At 62.2% G+C, this 17,602-nt stretch carries 16 protein-coding genes and 1 pseudogene; 12 read left to right on the top strand and 5 right to left on the bottom strand.

All coding sequences use genetic code 11. From position 1 onward, the window contains the following. The first annotated feature begins 203 nt into the window (after positions 1-203). From AC1DWA_RS16270 to AC1DWA_RS16255, 4 genes are read left to right on the top strand one after another with little or no spacing between them, the layout of a single operon-like run. Positions 204-1,163, top strand: coding sequence for an ABC transporter substrate-binding protein (locus tag AC1DWA_RS16270; protein ID WP_020970983.1), 960 nt, complete (start codon positions 204-206; stop codon positions 1,161-1,163). A gap of 7 nt (positions 1,164-1,170) precedes the next feature. Then, on the top strand, positions 1,171-2,205 hold the full coding sequence (locus AC1DWA_RS16265) for a FecCD family ABC transporter permease (protein ID WP_477846460.1): 1,035 nt from the start codon (positions 1,171-1,173) through the stop codon (positions 2,203-2,205). Continuing rightward, positions 2,202-2,990 (top strand): ABC transporter ATP-binding protein, encoded by a 789-nt coding sequence (locus tag AC1DWA_RS16260; protein WP_477916824.1) that lies wholly within the window; start codon positions 2,202-2,204, stop codon positions 2,988-2,990. The genes AC1DWA_RS16265 and AC1DWA_RS16260 overlap by 4 nt, the downstream gene beginning before the upstream one ends. Continuing rightward, the gene (locus AC1DWA_RS16255; RefSeq protein ID WP_477846458.1) at positions 2,990-4,312 is read left to right on the top strand and encodes a bifunctional adenosylcobinamide kinase/adenosylcobinamide-phosphate guanylyltransferase; all 1,323 of its coding nucleotides are present in this window, start codon (positions 2,990-2,992) and stop codon (positions 4,310-4,312) included. The genes AC1DWA_RS16260 and AC1DWA_RS16255 overlap by 1 nt, the downstream gene beginning before the upstream one ends. Positions 4,313-4,314: 2 nt before the next feature. Here the strand turns inward: AC1DWA_RS16255 and AC1DWA_RS16250 are convergent, their stop codons facing one another. Continuing rightward, entirely contained in the window at positions 4,315-5,100 is a 786-nt protein-coding gene (locus tag AC1DWA_RS16250; RefSeq protein ID WP_477846457.1) for an IclR family transcriptional regulator, read from the bottom strand. Beyond that, a complete protein-coding gene (locus AC1DWA_RS16245; RefSeq protein ID WP_020909340.1) occupies positions 5,097-6,635 on the bottom strand; it encodes an APC family permease in 1,539 nt (512 codons plus the stop codon). Before AC1DWA_RS16245 ends, AC1DWA_RS16250 begins: the two co-directional genes overlap by 4 nt. A gap of 348 nt (positions 6,636-6,983) precedes the next feature. On the opposite strand from AC1DWA_RS16245, the gene AC1DWA_RS16240 reads away from it, so the two are divergent. The 8 genes and pseudogenes from AC1DWA_RS16240 to AC1DWA_RS16205 form a co-directional block, all read left to right on the top strand. Beyond that, the gene (locus AC1DWA_RS16240; RefSeq protein ID WP_031330762.1) at positions 6,984-7,574 is read left to right on the top strand and encodes a MauE/DoxX family redox-associated membrane protein; all 591 of its coding nucleotides are present in this window, start codon (positions 6,984-6,986) and stop codon (positions 7,572-7,574) included. Positions 7,575-7,617: 43 nt separating this feature from the next. Then, positions 7,618-8,226 carry a redoxin domain-containing protein gene (locus AC1DWA_RS16235; RefSeq protein ID WP_021345728.1) on the top strand — a complete coding sequence of 203 codons (609 nt, stop codon included), beginning with the start codon at positions 7,618-7,620 and terminating at the stop codon, positions 8,224-8,226. Between the two features lie 75 nt (positions 8,227-8,301). Beyond that, on the top strand, positions 8,302-8,973 hold the full coding sequence (locus AC1DWA_RS16230) for a methylamine dehydrogenase light chain (RefSeq protein ID WP_029256402.1): 672 nt from the start codon (positions 8,302-8,304) through the stop codon (positions 8,971-8,973). Beyond that, positions 8,970-10,289 (top strand): hypothetical protein, encoded by a 1,320-nt coding sequence (locus AC1DWA_RS16225; RefSeq protein WP_477846456.1) that lies wholly within the window; start codon positions 8,970-8,972, stop codon positions 10,287-10,289. Before AC1DWA_RS16230 ends, AC1DWA_RS16225 begins: the two co-directional genes overlap by 4 nt. After that, on the top strand, positions 10,286-11,875 hold the full coding sequence (locus tag AC1DWA_RS16220; RefSeq protein ID WP_069145504.1) for a multicopper oxidase family protein: 1,590 nt from the start codon (positions 10,286-10,288) through the stop codon (positions 11,873-11,875). Before AC1DWA_RS16225 ends, AC1DWA_RS16220 begins: the two co-directional genes overlap by 4 nt. A 27-nt stretch (positions 11,876-11,902) precedes the next feature. Continuing rightward, positions 11,903-12,250: a plastocyanin/azurin family copper-binding protein gene (locus tag AC1DWA_RS16215; protein WP_003940240.1), complete on the top strand. Its 348-nt coding sequence runs from the start codon at positions 11,903-11,905 to the stop codon at positions 12,248-12,250. Beyond that, positions 12,250-12,573, top strand: coding sequence for a cupredoxin domain-containing protein (locus AC1DWA_RS16210; RefSeq protein ID WP_477846455.1), 324 nt, complete (start codon positions 12,250-12,252; stop codon positions 12,571-12,573). The genes AC1DWA_RS16215 and AC1DWA_RS16210 overlap by 1 nt, the downstream gene beginning before the upstream one ends. Before the next feature lie 74 nt (positions 12,574-12,647). Beyond that, positions 12,648-13,265: pseudogene (locus AC1DWA_RS16205) on the top strand (methylamine utilization protein); the annotation flags it as partial. A gap of 72 nt (positions 13,266-13,337) precedes the next feature. Here the strand turns inward: AC1DWA_RS16205 and AC1DWA_RS16200 are convergent. The 3 genes from AC1DWA_RS16200 to AC1DWA_RS16190 are packed head-to-tail and all read right to left on the bottom strand — an operon-like array spanning position 13,338 to position 17,585. After that, a complete protein-coding gene (locus AC1DWA_RS16200) occupies positions 13,338-14,027 on the bottom strand; it encodes a SanA/YdcF family protein (RefSeq protein WP_019745580.1) in 690 nt (229 codons plus the stop codon). Between the two features lie 25 nt (positions 14,028-14,052). Further along, the gene (locus AC1DWA_RS16195; RefSeq protein WP_477846453.1) at positions 14,053-15,786 is read right to left on the bottom strand and encodes an ABC transporter ATP-binding protein; all 1,734 of its coding nucleotides are present in this window, start codon (positions 15,784-15,786) and stop codon (positions 14,053-14,055) included. Continuing rightward, positions 15,783-17,585 carry an ABC transporter ATP-binding protein gene (locus AC1DWA_RS16190; RefSeq protein WP_477846452.1) on the bottom strand — a complete coding sequence of 601 codons (1,803 nt, stop codon included), beginning with the start codon at positions 17,583-17,585 and terminating at the stop codon, positions 15,783-15,785. The genes AC1DWA_RS16195 and AC1DWA_RS16190 overlap by 4 nt, the downstream gene beginning before the upstream one ends. Positions 17,586-17,602: the final 17 nt, after the last annotated feature.

The following is a 17,602-nucleotide window of genomic DNA, read 5'->3' as shown; positions in this document are numbered from 1 at the left end:
GGGTGCCACGCTGCTCGTGTGAAGTTCGGTGAAACCCCGGCACTGTCGACGCAACTGTGAATTCGCCCGTCACTACTCGAGGCGAACGAGTCAGGTCACCGGCCTCGTGGCGACACGATGGTTCTCGGACGAAGGACCGCTCGTGGCGCTTCGCCTCGCGGCCGCGCTGCTCGCGACCCTTCACCACTAGCGGAGGGGTGGCTGTGAGTACTCGGCCGACACGTAGATTCAGATCTGTACTTGCAGCACTGACGGTGAGCACCGCACTGCTTGCCGGTGCCTGCAGTAGCTCGACGTCCGATGCACCCGCAACCACAGCCGCCTCGGACGGCTCGTTCCCGGTGACTGTTGTTTCCGGTCCCACGGATTCCGGCACGGACATCACCATCGAGTCACGTCCGCAGTCGATCGTGTCACTCAGTCCCAGCGCCACCGAGACCCTGTGGGCCGTCGGCGCGGGCGATCAGGTGAAGGCCGTCGACAATCAGTCCGACTACCCGGCCGGTATCCCGGTCACCGATCTCTCGGGCTTTCAACCGAACGTCGAAGCCATCCTCGGCTACGCACCGGATCTGGTGATCGCATCGGATGACATGAACGATCTTGTCTCCGGACTGCAAAAGGCGAAGGTGCCGACACTCCTGCTACCGGCAGCCACAAGCATCGACGACGTCTACGCCCAGATCGAGCGCGTCGCGAAGGCCACCGGCCACGAGGACAAGGGCACCGAAGTTGTCGACACCATGCGCTCGGACATCGACGCCGCTGTCGCCAGTGTTCCTGCGCGCCAACAACCGCTGACGTACTTCCACGAACTCGACTCCTCGCTCTACACCGTCACGAGTTCGAGCTTCGTCGGGCAGATCTACTCGCTGTTCGGAATGAAGAGCATCGCCGACGCCGCGGGGCAGGGCGACTATCCGCAGCTGTCCGCCGAATTCGTGGTGCAGGCCAATCCCGATCTCATCTTTCTCGCAGACTCCCAATGCTGTGGAGTGACAGCAGAATCCGTCGCCGCTAGGCCCGGGTGGAGCGGCATGAAAGCGGTTACCGGCAACCAGATCCATGTGCTCGACGAAGACCTCTCCAGCCGCTGGGGACCTCGTGTCGCCGATCAGGTGAAGGCCGTCGCGGCCATCGTTGCCCAAGTTCCCGCGGCCTGAGCACTCGATGATCAAAGCCGGTATCTCCCATCATCGGACGGCCGTTCTGCTCGGCGCTGCGCTGATTCTGTGCGCTGCCTTGCTGATCGGTGTCCTGGTGGGGCCGGCCGGTTTGACGCCTGATCGGACCATTCTCGAACTTCTGGACGGAATACCCGGCATCAACCTCGATTCCGGTCTCACCGCGACACAGCAGGCGATTCTCTGGCAGATCCGGCTTCCGCGAGTAGTCCTGGGCGCGTTGGTCGGAGCAATGTTGGCCGTTGCCGGTGCCGCCTACCAGGGCGTGTTCCGAAATCCCTTGGCAGATCCGTATCTCCTCGGAGTTTCCAGCGGAGCCGGACTGGGCGCAACCCTCGCCATCGTTTCGGGTGGAGCGCTGGGCATGTTCGGAATTCCCATGGCCGCCTTCGTCGGTGGTGTGCTGGCCGTGTTCGCAACTTATTCGCTCGGCCGCAGCATTGGCGGGCCGCAGAACGCGGTAGTCATCATCCTCGCCGGTGTCGCAGTCGCGGCGTTCACGAATGCAGCGCAGACTTTTGTCCAGCAGCGGTTCGACGATTCACTTCGCGAGGTCTATTCCTGGCTGCTCGGCGGATTGTCCACCGAAGGTTGGTCGGAAGTTCTGGTTGTCCTGCCGTACGTTGCGCTGGCATCTGCCGTCATCCTGGTACACCGACGCGTACTCGACGTGATGGCCGTAGGTGACGTCGAAGCCGCCAGCCTCGGCGTCGACCCGGCCAGATCACGCCTGGTACTGGTGCTCGCCGCAACTCTGGGAACGGCGGCGGTCGTGAGTGCAAGTGGACTCATCGGCTTTGTCGGAATCGTTGTTCCCCATGCGGTTCGACTGGTCGTCGGCCCGTCGCATCGACTGCTTCTCCCCCTGTCACTCATGCTCGGAGCGGCGTTTCTCGTCCTCACCGACGTTGCCGCCCGCACGGTCATGGCACCGGCCGAACTCCCCATCGGGGTTGTAACCGCGATGATCGGCGCTCCGTTCTTCCTTCTGGTTCTGCGCCGCAGCCGGGTCTCGGCATGACCGACAGCGCAGTGCGATGCTGCGACCTCCGAGTCAACCTCGGCGGCAAGGACGTCGTCGACGGCATCGATCTCGATGTGACACCCGGCGATTGGGTTGCCGTGGTCGGGCCGAACGGCGCCGGCAAGACAACCTTGATGCATGCCCTCGCTGGATTGATTCCGTCTACCGGTGAGCTCTCGGTCGGGGGACTGAGTCCTCGCAATTCCAGCYGCAAGGCGATGTCCGCCGTCGTCGCGTTGATGCCTCAGCGTCCGGTAGTACCCGAGGGCTCAACGGTTAAGGAACTGGTTGCGCTCGGCCGCACTCCCTATCTACGACGCTTCGGAACCGAAACCGCCACTGACCGTTCGGTGATCTCTTCGGTGATCGAGAGGCTCGACCTCACCGAGTTCGCAGATCGACGAGCCACCGAACTTTCCGGTGGCGAATTGCAACGCGTGGTCCTGGCTCGGGCACTGGCCCAAGAACCGCAGGTACTGCTCTTGGACGAACCCACCAGCGCCCTCGACATCGGTCACCAGCAGCAGGTTCTCGACTTGGTGGAGGAACTGCGTGAAGCCGACAACATCACGGTCATCGCCGCGATGCACGACCTCACTCTCGCGGGTCAGTACGGTCGACGAATCGTGCTGCTGGACAAGGGCAGCGTGGTTGCCGACGGCACACCCTCAGCGGTGCTGGAGGCAGACCTCCTCGGCCGCGTGTACGGCGCCCGGGTCGAAATCCTGGACCGGCCCAGCGGTCCCATAGTTGTTCCGATTCGGCAGGAAGGCACCCGCTGATGGAATTGGTGATGCTCGGCACCGGCGCTGCCGACGGTTGGCCGAACCCGTTCTGCACTTGCCCTTCCTGCCTGGCCGCCCTGTCGAGTGAAACCATTCGCGGGCACACTGCTGCCCTGGTGGACAACAGAATCCTGTTGGACTGTGGACCCGAAATACCGCGTGCCGCGTCGCGATTCGGTTGTACGCTGGCACACGTCGAACACATCCTGCTGACGCATTCTCATCCCGATCACCTCGGCCCGATGGCATTGCTGTTCCGGTCCTGGGCCTCGCGCACCGAACCACTACAGGTTCTCGGACCACCCGACGCGCTCGCTCTCTGCCGAGACTGGGTGGGCCCGGATGACCCGGTGACCTTCACACCGCTCGAGACCGGCCAGTCGATCATGTTGGGCACCTATCGTGTTCGCGCACTCGAAGCCGCGCACGAAGTACCCACCCTTCTCTACGACATCACCGACGCATCCGGAACCCGAATCTTCTGGGCCACCGACACCGGGCCTCTGCCCGAATCCACTGTCGACGCACTTGCCGACGCCCGTTTCGACGCCGTCTTTCTCGAAGAGACCTTCGGCTACAAAACTGACCACGGCACCGGGCACCATGATCTGCCGAGTTTCGCGGAGACGGTGTCGCGACTACGCAATTGCACCGCGATCACCGATCGAACCGATGTGGTCGCCGTACACCTCGGGCACCACAACCCAGTCGAAAACGAACTCTCGGAAGCACTTCGCGTGTCCGGGGCGCGAGCGGTTTCGGATGGAGCTGTGCTCGAGATCGGGGTAGGACAGGGCCATCGAACTCTGGTCACCGGTGGCGCCCGCTCGGGCAAGTCCACTTACGCGGAGGGCCTGCTTGCCGGCTACCGGAACGTCACGTACATCGCCACGGGGGATCCGCAGGACGACGATCCCGACTGGATCGAACGAATTGCGTCGCATCGCGCGCGGAGGCCGTCGACGTGGACGACGGTAGAGACCTCCGACGTGACCGAGATTTTCGCGGCCGCAACAACACCGATCCTGCTCGATTGCCTAGGCACGTGGTTGACCGCACGTCTGGACCGACATCAGGCGTGGGCGACAGAAGATCTCAGCGCCGTCCACGCAGATATCGACCGGTTGGCCGACGCCTGGACCGCCTGTCCGGTTCCGATTGTCGCCGTCACGAACGAAGTGGGAAGTGGCGTCGTCCCGGACACGAAGTCCGGGAGGCTGTTCCGCGATCTACTCGGTCTGGTGAACAGCCGAATCGCCAGTGAATCGGAGTCCGTGGTCCTGATGACCGCCGGGCTCCCACTGAGCCTGCGCGTGTGACGTCAGAGCAATCCGGTGAGCTGACGCGCACAATCGAGTAGAAAACCGACCAACTCTCGATCCTCATCCGTCACTCGCCCGCTCGCTCCTTGAACACACAACCCGCCGGCCACCTGGTCTGCGTGATCTCGAACCGGTACTGCTACCGCGGATCGACCCAGGCGGCATTCCTGGTTCTCGAATGCAAAACCCTGCAGGCGAACAGACCTCAGCTGCTCATACAACGCATCGAAATCATCGAGGGTGAACTCCGTGACCCGGCGAAGTTCCAAACCCGAAAGCAACCGCTCGTCGTGCGCCAACAGAACCTTCCCCAGCGCATTCGTGTGAAGGTTCTTGGCCAGTGCCGCTATTCCGATGATCTCGTGATCCGGATCCTTGTCGACGAACCGCAAGCGCCCACCGGCGAATGACGCGACGTGCAATCCGAACCTCGTGTGTGTCCGCATGTCCTCGACGCGCTCGTGCAGCGTCGGCGCCGGACCACTCGACGACGCCGCATGCGAGAGCTCGGCAGTCCGACGCCCCAACGCGAACCCTGACAGGTCCGGCACCCGCACGAGAAAGCCCTCCGCCACCAGCAGATTCAGCATCCGGTACGCCGTGGCCGATGGAACTCCTGCAAAAGTGGCGATCTCCTTCGCGGTTGTTCCCGGTCCCAGATGAGCCACCGCCTCGAGCATCCCCAGCGCCTTCTGAACCGCACGCGGTTGTTGTCCACTGAAGTGGGTCTCGTCGCCGATCTGTTTGCCTGATCGTGGACCAGCGGTTGCACGGTCCGCGGTCACCGCCCATGCTCCGGCGAGTCACCCTCGGCGGTCCCACGATCCGGAACGAGTCGCCTTCGCCCGTCACCGTCGATCAGCAGAGTGCCAGCACCGGGCAACAGGTCCGCCGTCTCGACGCTGTCGAAAGCGCCGACCATCAGAAGGCTTTCCGGTCTGGCTCTTCGAAGCAATGAACTCCACACTGTCCCCGACACCGCAACAGCAAGAGCAGCGATCGGCAGTGCCCACATCCCGTGAACCGCACCATCGAGAACGATGTAGACCAGTAGACCAGCACCGGCGGTACTCACGGACAGGGTGCATATCCGGGTCAGCGACGTATGTTCCCCGATTCGGCGCAAGAACTTCCACGAAGCAAAGGCCACCAGCGTGTAAGCGCAGACCAACGCGGTCTCCACCACGCCGTCGAAGGATCCCGAATCGTCGCGAACCGTATCCGAATAGATGAATACGCCTGCCGCACTTACCGCGACGAACGCAAGTACCGCAACGTACGGGGTGCGGAACCGTCTGTGCACGCGAGCGAGCGGCGCAGGCAGTACCCGTTCGATCCCCATCGAATACAACAACCGCGAACCCGCCTGCGCACAACCGAGAGTGGATGCGAACCAGGAACACGTCATTCCGATCTTGACTGCCAGAACCACCTCCGCGCTGGCCCCGGATGCCGTTCCCTCGAAGTACGCTCCGACGATCGTCGCGCCGTGGCCGGTCATCGCCGCCCAGGCCGCAAAAACGAAGAGGACCCCGCAGATGATCGGCGAAATGAGAACCGTGCGTGTGACGCTGATGAGTGGTCGCTTCGCTTCCGGACCGAAGAAGGCCGAACTTTCGAAGCCCGCCATGCTGAGCACCGTCAGCATCGCGAGAAACGGAACTGCACTCAGCGACGGATTCGGCAGGGCAACAGCAGTTGTCGTGTCACTGTGCGTCGCCAGCATGACCACGACGATGAGAATCAACGAGCACGCTTCGACGACCAGGATCGCTCGGGTGGCGAACCGGACGCCGCGCACTGCAATCCACGCTACGGCCAGGGCAATCGCCACCGTCGTGATCACCGTCGCGGCAGTTCCTCGCACGTCGGGGCCGACAATGGCGATGGTATCGAGCAGACTCGGAACTGCCTGTGAGAAAACCGAAACCGAGATTCCGAGATACCCGAGTACCAGTGCGGCTCCCGCCGTCAGTGTCGCCCGGATACCGGAGCCTTGGAAGACGAAGCTGTACAACGATCCTGCTGCGGCCAGTCTCCGCGTGAATTGAGTGATGCAGAACGCAACGAGAAACACCGCCGAAGTTGTCGCAGCAATAGCAGCCAACCCGACGTAGCCGGGACTGTAGGTGATCATCCACAGGGCGATGAACACCATTCCCGTTGCCGGAGCGATCGTGGAGAGTGATTGCCCCAACAGGTCGATCGGGGTCAAACGTCCTCGTCCGAGACCACGGAGCGGGGAGAACACGGGCTCACTGTGTTGATCCGCATTCTGCGCTCGCGTGATCGCTGCACGCAGTGCCGCACTCACGGCCATGTGTCACCGTCCGTCGCGTCCAGGCCCGAACCTACGAGCGAATTGTCAGAATTCGGTCAAGTTAGTCCGCTTATGTTTCCGCGCAGTTTCCACGATGGCGCGCACAGAACTTTCAAGTGAGAATCCGACTCTGTTTCCCACCCAGCGTCATGCCGGATCAAGGGCGGCCGACGGTATCCGTCCCCTCCGGGAGCACCTTGACCTGCGAGTTCTCCGATTCTCACACGACAACTGCTCTCTCAGTTGCACCTCGTCCAGGCGTAGCGCGGTCGACGCGGGTTCGCAGCATCGCCCGTACAGGATGTGTCCCACACACCACCGGCACTACCCGAGAGGAACGGAGGAAGCATGGACTTGGTCAGCGCCACCACTTCGGCGATCATCGGATTTGTTCTCCTGCTCGCCGGCATTCCCAAGCTGAACGACCACGACGGGGTCCTTCGTTCGGTGCGCGGATACAAAGTGTTGCCGGTGCGACTCGAAGTACCGATCGCTCGCATCCTTCCCGTCACGGAAACCGTCGTAGGCATCCTTCTGGTTCTCGGCGTGGCCCATCGCCTCGCCGCCTTGGTTGCTGCCGTCATGTTCGCGTCGTTCTTCACGGGCCTCACGATCAACCTCCTGCGTGGGCGACGCGATCTGGACTGCGGATGTTTTGCATTCGGAGTCGGCGAGATTCCGCGTATCGGATGGTTCCACGCCGTTCGCGCCGGAACACTCGCGGTGATCGCTGTGGCGCTGTCGGTCACCGCCGGACAGGCTGAGATCGGCGTCCAGGTCGTGGCGGCGACCTTCGGATTCCTCCTCGTTCTGGCTGGAGTTGCTCTCGCACAGATTCGTTCGGTGGTCCACCTCGGACGACGCCCGGTCGACGACTACCTGTCGAGCGCCTCCATCCGCCTACGAACCGCCGAAACCGCGTCCCGGTACGGCTCGTGACTCACATCCCCACCACTGAAAACTCGAAGGCAGGACTACCACGATGACCACTTTCCTCCTTGTCGCGACAGTGATCCTGGTGATCGCCGTAGCCGTACTGTTCTTGATGGTTCTTGCTCTGGCTCGTGAAATCGGCCGCGTACAAGTACGTCTCGGACCTCTCGGTGCCCGCATGATGGATACCGGCCCCAAGGTCGAACAGGCGGGCCCGTCGTTTGCCGGTCTCATCGATCAGGAAGGACGGATCGTCGGAGTCGGTGGTCACCGCGACAAGCCGCAACTCCTGCTGTTCACCGCTCCGAGTTGCTCGACGTGCAAGAGTCTTCTTCCCGGCGTAAGGGCAATGGCCCGAGCTGAATCGGATCTCGACGTGATCATCATCTCCGACGGAACACCCGAAGAGCATCGCGAGTTCCTGGCCGGCAGCGGGATCGGTTCCGAGCTCAGTTACATCGACGCTCGAGACGTCGGTATCGCGTACCAGGTGGGCACCACTCCGTACGGCGTGATTCTCGACGAGCACGGCAAGATCCGAGGAAAGGGCCTGTGCAATCACATGGCTCAGGTGGAAAGCCTGCTCAATGCGCTCGAATCCGGCACCCCCTCACTCCAGCACCTTCATGCCCAGGCGAAATCCGGCAGCGCGGCCTGATCTTCCTGCACAGTTCGATCCTCTTCACGAATCAGGAGAAAATCGTTGGACGACAATGAATTCCCGCAGCACAACATGACGGAGAACCGATATCCCGTCGACGAGGCGACAGTTCAGGCCCAGGCCGAATGGATGGCGGGCCAGGGCGGTTCGCTCACCAGTCGAACCGGACGCAAACTCTCCGAACGCGTTTCGCGGCGGTCCATGATCAGCCGGATCGGCAAGTGGACCATGGGTGTGTCAGGAGTGGCACTGATCAGCACACTTCCTGTGACACGTAGTGCCTTCGCCCAAGAGCCCGAGGTTCCTGCGCCGGCACCTGGCCCCGAACCTCTTGTCCCTGTCTACGACGGTAAAGATCCGGCCGAGTGCGAGTACTGGCGCTGGTGCAACATGGACGGAACGTCCTGTGCCGCATGCAACGGCGGCGGTGTCACCACCTGCGCCCCCGGCAGCAAGCCCGGCGCAGAGTTCTGGGTCGGATGCTGCACCAACCCTGATACCGGCAAGACCTATCTGATCGCCTACTACGACTGCTGCGGTGCACCTTCGTGTTCCAACGCATTCTGCGGCGAACCGGACATGCAGGCCGTGATGTACAACCCGGTCTCCGGAAGCTACGACCAGGAAATCATCTGGTGTGTCTCCGACGAGTCTCAGGCATACACCTGCACGATGGCGCCCATCATCGGTGAGGACTGCCAGACTCGACCGGCCGAGCGCCCCAAGGTCGGTGCCGGATCATGAGCAGTTCGCGAACCCGAAAACTGGCGCGCCCCGCCGTTGCCGTCATCCCACTCACAGTCGTACTCGCGCTGGCCGGTTGCAGTTCGTCCGACAACGACGAACCCTCCAGCGCAGGCGATGTCACCTATCCGACAGTTCCGTTCACTGCTCCGGGCGAGGGGATCTCCCTCGGTCACGACGACCAGGAAATCGGCGATACCATTCCCGAGCCATTGCACGTCGGTTCGATCACCCCGATCGCAGCTGACCGCTTGCTGGGCGTCGAAGGTGGATTCGGCCAGCTCGAGCTCAGCGTCAACGTCATCGATCCGAAAACCGGTGTAGCCGAGAGCCGGATCACCGTCGGCCCGGGTATCTGGGATCCGGTCATTCACGGATTCGTCGGGGATTCCGCCGAGGATCCTGCGGTGCTCGCTGCCGAGGTGTGGCGCCCCCGAGGTTCCCGCGGCGCAGCAGATTTCACGGTCAGCACCTACTCCGGAAACCTGCTGGAACCAGCCGAGGTCAGGCTTCCGGACGTCGCACGCGTACATTCCCGTGCCGGCTCGAACGCCGTGACGTCCGACGGCAAGTTCTTCGTCACGTGGGACGACGGTTTGTACGGCATCAGAGTGGTCGACCTCGAGAAGAAGGAAGCGACCGGTGCACTCCAGATAGTCGGCTGCGGTCCGTTCACGTGGATGGTCGATCACGAGCTGTACAGCGTCTGCGAGGACACCCGGGAACTGCTGCACGTCACGATCGGTGACGACGGTGTTCCGAAGGAAACCGCCCGAAGCAAGGTCCTACCCGAGGATTTTGTCTCCACCCGCAAGGTCACGTGGGCATCGGAAGCGAATAAAGCCTTGCTGGTCAGTGAGAACGGCGATGTGTACGTCTTCGACTTCTCCAACGGACTGCCTCAGGAAGGTGTCAAGCCGATCGGAAACGCCGGGCAGGACTCCGGTCGATTCTCGGAGAACGTCATCAATGCCGACGCAACCCGGCTCGCAATCGCGTACACGGACACGGCTATTCATCCGGACTCTGCTCGGGGAGGCTCACTGGTCAAGATCGACTTGTCCGACGCAACGACCTTCGCCCCGGTGAAGAGCTTGACGCTGGCAGACCTCGGCTTGACAGACATCAAGAGCATGACCTTTTCCGTCGACGGCGCCACGTTCTACGTGCTCGGTTCGGGACCTGAGGTCGAAGGCTCCGCTCCGCAGAAGATCGTGGGTTACAACGCGAGCACCGGCGAGCAGGTCAGTTCCGTCGATGTCTCGGGCAACGTCGGTGATGTCAGCGGGTTGATCACACCAGAAGTACTCCGATGAGTCGTCCCGGATCCGGTGTGGTGATGGGCCGGCGCCGCTTCCTGAGTTTGGGAGCACTCGGCGCCGGAGCACTCGGGCTCGGCGCAATGGGGACGATTGCCGGATGCAGTTCCACTGCAGCATCTCCGACGCCCACGACCGATCTCGACTACATCCTGCCCACCGACCCCGAAGTTGCCGCCGCAGAATCGGCGCGAGCCTGGAACGGGACCACCGCTGCGTTTGCCCTTGCCGCCGGATTCTCGACGGTAGATCTTGGCGGACGCCTCGTGGACACGTGGACGTACGGAGGCGCTGCGGTGGCTCCGGAACTTCGGCTGAAGTCCGGTGACCGGGTGAACGTCAGCGTCCAGAACGGCCTCGACGCCGAAACAACACTGCACTGGCACGGAATTCGAATCCGCAACGACATGGACGGCGCGGCACCCACCACGCAGGCACCCATCGGCGCCGGTTCGAGTTTCGAGTACAACTTCATCGCACCGGATCCGGGAACGTACTGGTACCACTCGCACAGCGGATTACAAGCCGATCGGGGGCTCTTCGGCGCCATGATCGTCGAGGACCCGAACGACATCACCGGGGCCGACGCCGATGCCGTTCTGGTGCTCGACGACTGGCTCGACGGATTGGGTACCACACCGGATTCCGTCCTGATGGCCCTGAACCCGGCAATTTCGGGCGGGCACGGCGGACACGGCGGTGGGGCAACGACTCCGGCGGAACACTCGGAAGCCGACATGTCCGTCGCGCAACAGTTGGTGAGCGGTGGACACGGTTCTTCCGAACCACTCGGCGGGATGACTCAACACATCGCGTATCCACTGCACTTGATCAACGGGCGGCCACCCAACGATCCTGCTGTCGTCACTGCAGCGCCCGGTTCGACCCTGCGACTGAGAATCATCAACGCAGCGGCCGAAACTCCGTACCGGTTTGCTGTGGCCGGTCACGAGATGACAATCGTCGCTACCGATGGCTACGACGTGGAACCAACTCCCGCCGACACCATCATCGTCGGAATGGCCCAACGCTACGACGTACTGGTGACGGTGAAGTCGGGAACATGGCCGGTGGTGGCGAAGGTCGAGGGCCGAGATGGATATGCGTCGACCGTCCTACGCAGCACCGACGCGTTGGCGCTGGCGAATCCGGATGTGGGCGGAGACCTCTCGGAACTGGCCGGCCGACTGGTCATCGAAAGCGAACTCCGGCCCACGGAATCCGCACGGCTCGAGACGAAGTCGCCTGATCGCGACTACCACATCGAATTGATCCAGGCCGGCGATCGGTACGTCTGGGGAATGGCGGGAGCCGATGCGGGCAAGCTCGTCATGAAACAGGGCGAACGGGTCCGGATCACGATGAAGAACACGTCCACGATGTGGCACCCCATGCACACCCACGGCCACACGTTTGCGGTACCGGATTACGGCGGACTTCGCCGCGACACCGTCAACGTCCTACCCGGCACCGAGCTTGCCATCGAGTTCGACGCCGACAATCCCGGCGAGTGGATGTTCCACTGCCACAACGCCTACCACTTCGAGGCCGGCATGACGGCAAATCTGCGTTACGTCCGCTGACAAGTCGAAGAATGGAGAGAACACCTCATGAAGAAACTCGTTCCCGCTTTCCTGGCCGCGTGCGCTGCCCTGAGCCTCACCGCCTGCAGTAGTGATGCCGGTGCGTCGTCGGACGAACCTGCAGTCGTGATCGAGGTGAAGAACATGGCGTACACACCGGCATCGGTCACCATCGAGAAGGGACAGACCGTCGAATGGAAGTTCGACGACAGCGGACTCCCCCACGACGTGGTCGGCAACGGTGATCTCGACGGGAAGCTGAAGAGCGAGTTGCTCACCGAGGGAACCTTCTCGTACACGTTCGACGACGCCGGCACCTTCACCTACCACTGCACGCCCCACCCGATGATGGTGGGCACCGTGATCGTTCAATAGTGAGGAGGTGGATCGCCGGCTTCGGCCTCGCTGTCGCGGCGACGTGTGTCCCAGCTTGCGGCACAGAAGATCCCGTCCCCGACGTGGTGGTCGAGATCAGCAATGTTCAGTTCAGCCCGATGGATGTCACCGTGGAACACGGCGGCACCGTCGAGTGGCGCTTCGACGACGGTGGACTCCCGCATCACGTGGAATCACCCGGCCTGTTCGACAGCGGTATCACCGGAGACGGAACATTCCGGCACACGTTCGAGAGCGTCGGCGTCTACGAGTATTCGTGCTCCGTCCACCCGTACATGATCGGCGTCATCACAGTGCTGTGAACTCTGGCTCATCACTTTTCGCTGCGACTTCGGCTCAACACTTTTCCTGAACCACAAACACTTCGGAGGATCTGATGACTACTGTTCTCTCACACGGCCCACTGCAGACCGATGTCCCTGACATCCGGCCGACCCTTCAAGGCTCGGTCGGCACCGCGACCCGTGTCAGCCTCGTCGCGGCGGGCGCTGCTGCGGGTGCCGGCCTCGCACTCGTGTCCACGCCATCTGCGACAACAGCTTTGACCACAGCTGTTATCGGCGCCGGACTGGTTACGTCGCTGGCTGCGAACTGGTCGACCTGCGGAATGTCCGTCGCCGGAGTTGTTGCCGCGCCGAAGCAGGTAGATCGGAAGGGAACCTCGACCCCCGTCCGCCGACTCGGCTGGCACGCTCTGGGTTCGGTCACGACGGGAGCCGCCACCGGGGCATTGATCGGCACTCTCGGTGCGGCGATGTCCGGGTACGTCCCGATCAGCTGGGCACTGGGCATCTGGGCCGTCGTCGCGGTTGCGTACGGGCTGCACGAGTTGGGTGCAGTGAGGATGCCGACTCCGATGCGGCGCCAACAGCTTCCGCGCCATCTGCGCCGCACAATGGCGCCCTGGAAAGTCTCGCTGATCTTCGGCGCGATCATCGGTCCGGGATTTCTGATCTTCATCCGCTCGAGTGCGTACTACCTCCTGGCACTCGGCGCGCGTGAACACCCGCCCCGACTCTCCGGAGCGTGTGTTCACYCGACAGAAACCGTGCGCACTCACCCCGCGTCAGGGAATCGACAGCGCCACCTGGACCGAGTCCTCCGACGGCGACGTCACCTTTGCGTCCCGACTCCAGAGCATGTCCAGCGCTGCCTTGGGCTTGGCAAGAACCCACTCCCGCGCGGCGTTCTTGATCAGCGTCGGAGTTGCGCACCCGCAATCGCTGTTCACACCGTCTGCGTCGATGCCGACGTCTCGGCACAACGCAACAGCGCGGGGCACGTGATACCCCTGAGTGACGATCAACGCCTTGGTTACCCCATACGTATGTATGGCCCGGAAGCAGGTGTCATAGGTGTCGAGGCCGTACGGATCCCCCACGATGCGACGCTCATCTATTCCCTGCTCCACCAGGTAGTTCGTCATCGCCGCGATCTCGTCACCCGAGCCGCCGTTCGCGTCGCCGGAGACCAGGACCGCTTTAGCCTTTCCCGCTTCCACCAGTTCGACTGCTGCGTCCAGCCGCCCTTTCAGGAAAGCCATCGGCTTACCGTCCTTGATCTGCGCGCCCAGCACGATCACAACCGGAGCGTCGGGAGCATCGGCGGCGTCTGACGTATGTCCGGCCGACGCCACGGAGATCCACACGATCGAGCCCGCGTAGACAACTGCTCCGAGCACCGCAATGCCTGCGACCCAACGAGGCCACCTGCGCTTGCGCGGCGGTTTCACTGGATCTGCAGCAGCTTCGTCCATTCGTCGATCAAACCACACGGTTTGCTCATGGCTCGAGTGCTCGGTCGATCCTCCATCCCTCCGCGCCACTGCGCTCGGCCCACAGATCCGAGTACTTTCCACCTCGCGCGATCAGGTCTTCGTGGGAACCGACCTCCTCCACCCCTCCGGCTTCGAGGTAGACGATGCGATCTGCTCCCTGAATAGTCGACAGGCGATGAGCGATGATCACCACCGTTCGACCACGGGCCAATCGGTGAATTGCCTCGGTGATGGCGACTTCGTTCTCTCCGTCGAGGGCGGAAGTCGCTTCATCGAGAAGAACAATCGGAGTGTCCTTGAGGAATGCCCGCGCAATCGAGACCCGCTGACGTTCACCGCCGGACAGCAGTGATCCGCCTTCACCTACCCTGGTCTCCTCACCGCTCGGCAAACGGTCGATCACTTCGCCTAGCCTGGAATCCACCACTGCTTGACGGACCTCCGACTCGGTGGCATCCGGTCTCGCCAACCGAACGTTCTCCAGGATGGTTCCGTCGAACAGGTAAACCTGCTGTGAGACAGTCGATATCCGAGACATCAATGCTCTCGTTCCGATGTCGCGAACATCGGCTCCCCCGATGGATACCGCACCTTCGTCGACGTCCCAGAATCTGGAGATCAGCCGAACCAGAGTTGTCTTTCCGGAACCGGAAGGACCGACCAGAGCAGTGACCGAGCAGTCCGGGAATTCGAGGCTCACGTTACGAATCACGCGATCCGGGCCGTAGCCGAAGGAGACCGAATCGAACCGAATATCATACGAGGTAGGCTCTTTCGGCACCTCAGGCTCCGCCAGCACCGGTACATCGATCATCTCTCGGACAGATCCGAGCGACACCCGGGCCAGTGAGATACCTTCACCGAATCCTGCGAGCATTTGCATCGGCTCCACGAACCTCACGGCCAACACGAGAACAACGATCACGCTTGCTGTGTCGATGGACCCGATGGTGACCAGCAGTGCCGCCAGAACCAGGACGGTGAGAAAGGCAACCTGAACGACGATCATGAAGCGCAGCAGATACTTGTCGACCGATCCGATTTCCTGCAGGTGTGCGTCCCGGTTGGACACAAGAGCTTCGTCCAACCGAGTCCAGCCTTGGCCACTCTTACCGGCCGAACGTAGAACTTGCTGCGCCTGTGCATATTCGACGACGCGCGATGCCAACTCGGATTCGCTCTTGCCGATCGCCTCGTATTCGGGAACAACCGCCCGCTGCACGTTGCGGTAGGCCCGAATCCCCAGTGGAACGAAGACGACCATCGCGAGAGACAGTCGCCAGTCCACAAACAAGACAGCGATCGCCACTGTCGCTGGAGTCACCGTGACGGTGACGAGTTGCGCGATGATCATTCCCGGGATGCTCATCAAGATAGCCGTGCCCTCGGTGACCAGGCGAGTGAACGCTCCACGGTTTGCCTTGCTGAACCACCCGAGCGGAACCTGCACCAAGTGCTCACCGAGGCGATGCATGATTCCACCGGCAAAACCCTCGATTCCGATGCGGTACGCCCGATTCTCGGCGATCCACCGTACGGCGCCACAGGCCACCGCCACGAGAGCAGCCGTGACAACCCACGGAACTGCGGCGTCGTAATCGCCGCGAACCACCGCTTTCAGGATCGGAATCATCAGTGCAAAGACGACACCCTCGAGTATCCCGGCGAGCGTGAAACCTGCTATCTGACCTCGCATCCCATTGTCGCGCCCGAGGATTTCGTCCAGGTCTCGAATCATTGCAGCGCCTTTCGCGGAGATATGTCTTCGACGAGAGGGTTCTGGAGCGCCCACATCCGCGCGTAGGTTCCGCCGAGCCCCGACAACTGTTCGTGCGTACCCTTTTCCACGATCCGTCCGGCGTCGAGAACGAGTATCTGATCTGCATATCGGACGGTGTGCAGTCGATGAGCGATCACCATCAGGGTGCCGCCGTCTGCACTGATCTCGCCCAGTGCGCGTTGAACGGCCGATTCACTGTGGGGATCGGCCTGCGAAGTCGCCTCGTCCAGGATGACGATCGGCGGGTTCTGAAGGATGGCGCGGGCGATCGTCAGGCGTTGCTTCTCCCCACCCGACAGCTCACCGCCCGAACCACCACCGATCTCGGTGTCATACCCGTCCGGCAGTCGCATGATCACGTCGTGAATCTGCGCCCGCCTCGCCGCTGTCTCCACTTCCAGATCCGTTGCATCCGGTCGACCGAGCCGAATATTCTCGCGCACGCTGTCCCGCAGGAGCACAACATCTTGGAAGACGATGGCCATCGATCTCAAGACTTCACGACTGGACTGATCTCGTAAATCGCTTCCGCCCAGTCGAATAGACCCGTCCGTCACGTCCCAGAACCGCGGAAGTAGACGCGCCAAAGTGGTCTTGCCGGAGCCGGAGGGGCCAACGATCGCGGTCACGGTGCCCGGTTGCATCTCGAAGGAGATGTTCTCGAGGACGCGCTGCCCAGTGGTGTATTCGAAGCCGACGCTGTCGAATTCGACCAAAGTGCTGCGAGCAGGCACTGCATCCTGAGGTTCGGCCAGCTCTGGTTCGCCGAGGATGCTCTCGACGTGAGTCGCTCCCAGTTGGCCTTCGCGGTAGAGGTTGGCCATCGTTCCCATGTGCAGAACCGACGACGGAACACCGATTCCGACGACCAGAAAGGCAACAAGAGCTACCGGGGTAATCCAACCCCCGGACAACATTGCAGTTCCCGTCGCCGTGATGACCACGATGAGTACCGCCGGTGAGAGGAGGATCGACATCGCGACCACCGGCCTTCCCATCCCCGACATCCAGCGCACGCACACCGCAACCATCGAATCGACAGCGCTCGAGTAGCGCGCGAATGCGCGACTCCCACTCCCGTACGTCTTGACAACCTCGATACCGTCGCCCAGTTCTACTGTCGCAGAGGTCAATGTCGACATCGCAAGATTCCACGAGTCGACGTTCGTTCGATAGGCTCTGCGCATCGACGGCGCGGCAAGAGCTAGACACACTCCGATGTAGCCGACCAAGATCAGGCTGAACTTCCAGTCCATCGCCACCAGATAGATCAGGGCCACTATCGGCGACAGGATCGCGGGTACCACGTCGGCGGGAAGGTGAGCGACGAGAAGATGCATCCGCTTCACGTCGTCGGTCATCGCCTGCTTCACTTCACCGGTGCCACCATTTGCAAACCACCCCAGAGGAACTCGGGACAGATGCCGAGCGATACGCGAGCGGATCGAGTATTTGAAATGCGCGTCGGCGGTGTGGCACACGGTCAGCGCTGCGTTGTAGACGACAAAACCGAGAATTGTGCCCGCTGCACCGATTGCGGCCCACAGCCAGACCAGGTTCAACGACGAGTCGGTCAGGAGCACCCGCGCGATCTCGACCACCGAAACGTAGGGCAGGAATCGTAGCGGCACCGACAGCGCCGACAAACCCGCACCCAGGAGCAGGCGATTTCTCACGGGAGCGATCATGCGACCCAAAGCGTCTCGGTCGACCAGACCAGGCGAGTCTTCGAAGGCCACAGTCTCCTTCACTGTCATCGAGTTCACTGTCATCG

The organism is Rhodococcus sp. P4_F3_2, assembly GCF_056401335.1.
Note: the sequence above shows the minus strand (reverse complement) of the source record. Positions and strands in the feature narration are given on the sequence as shown.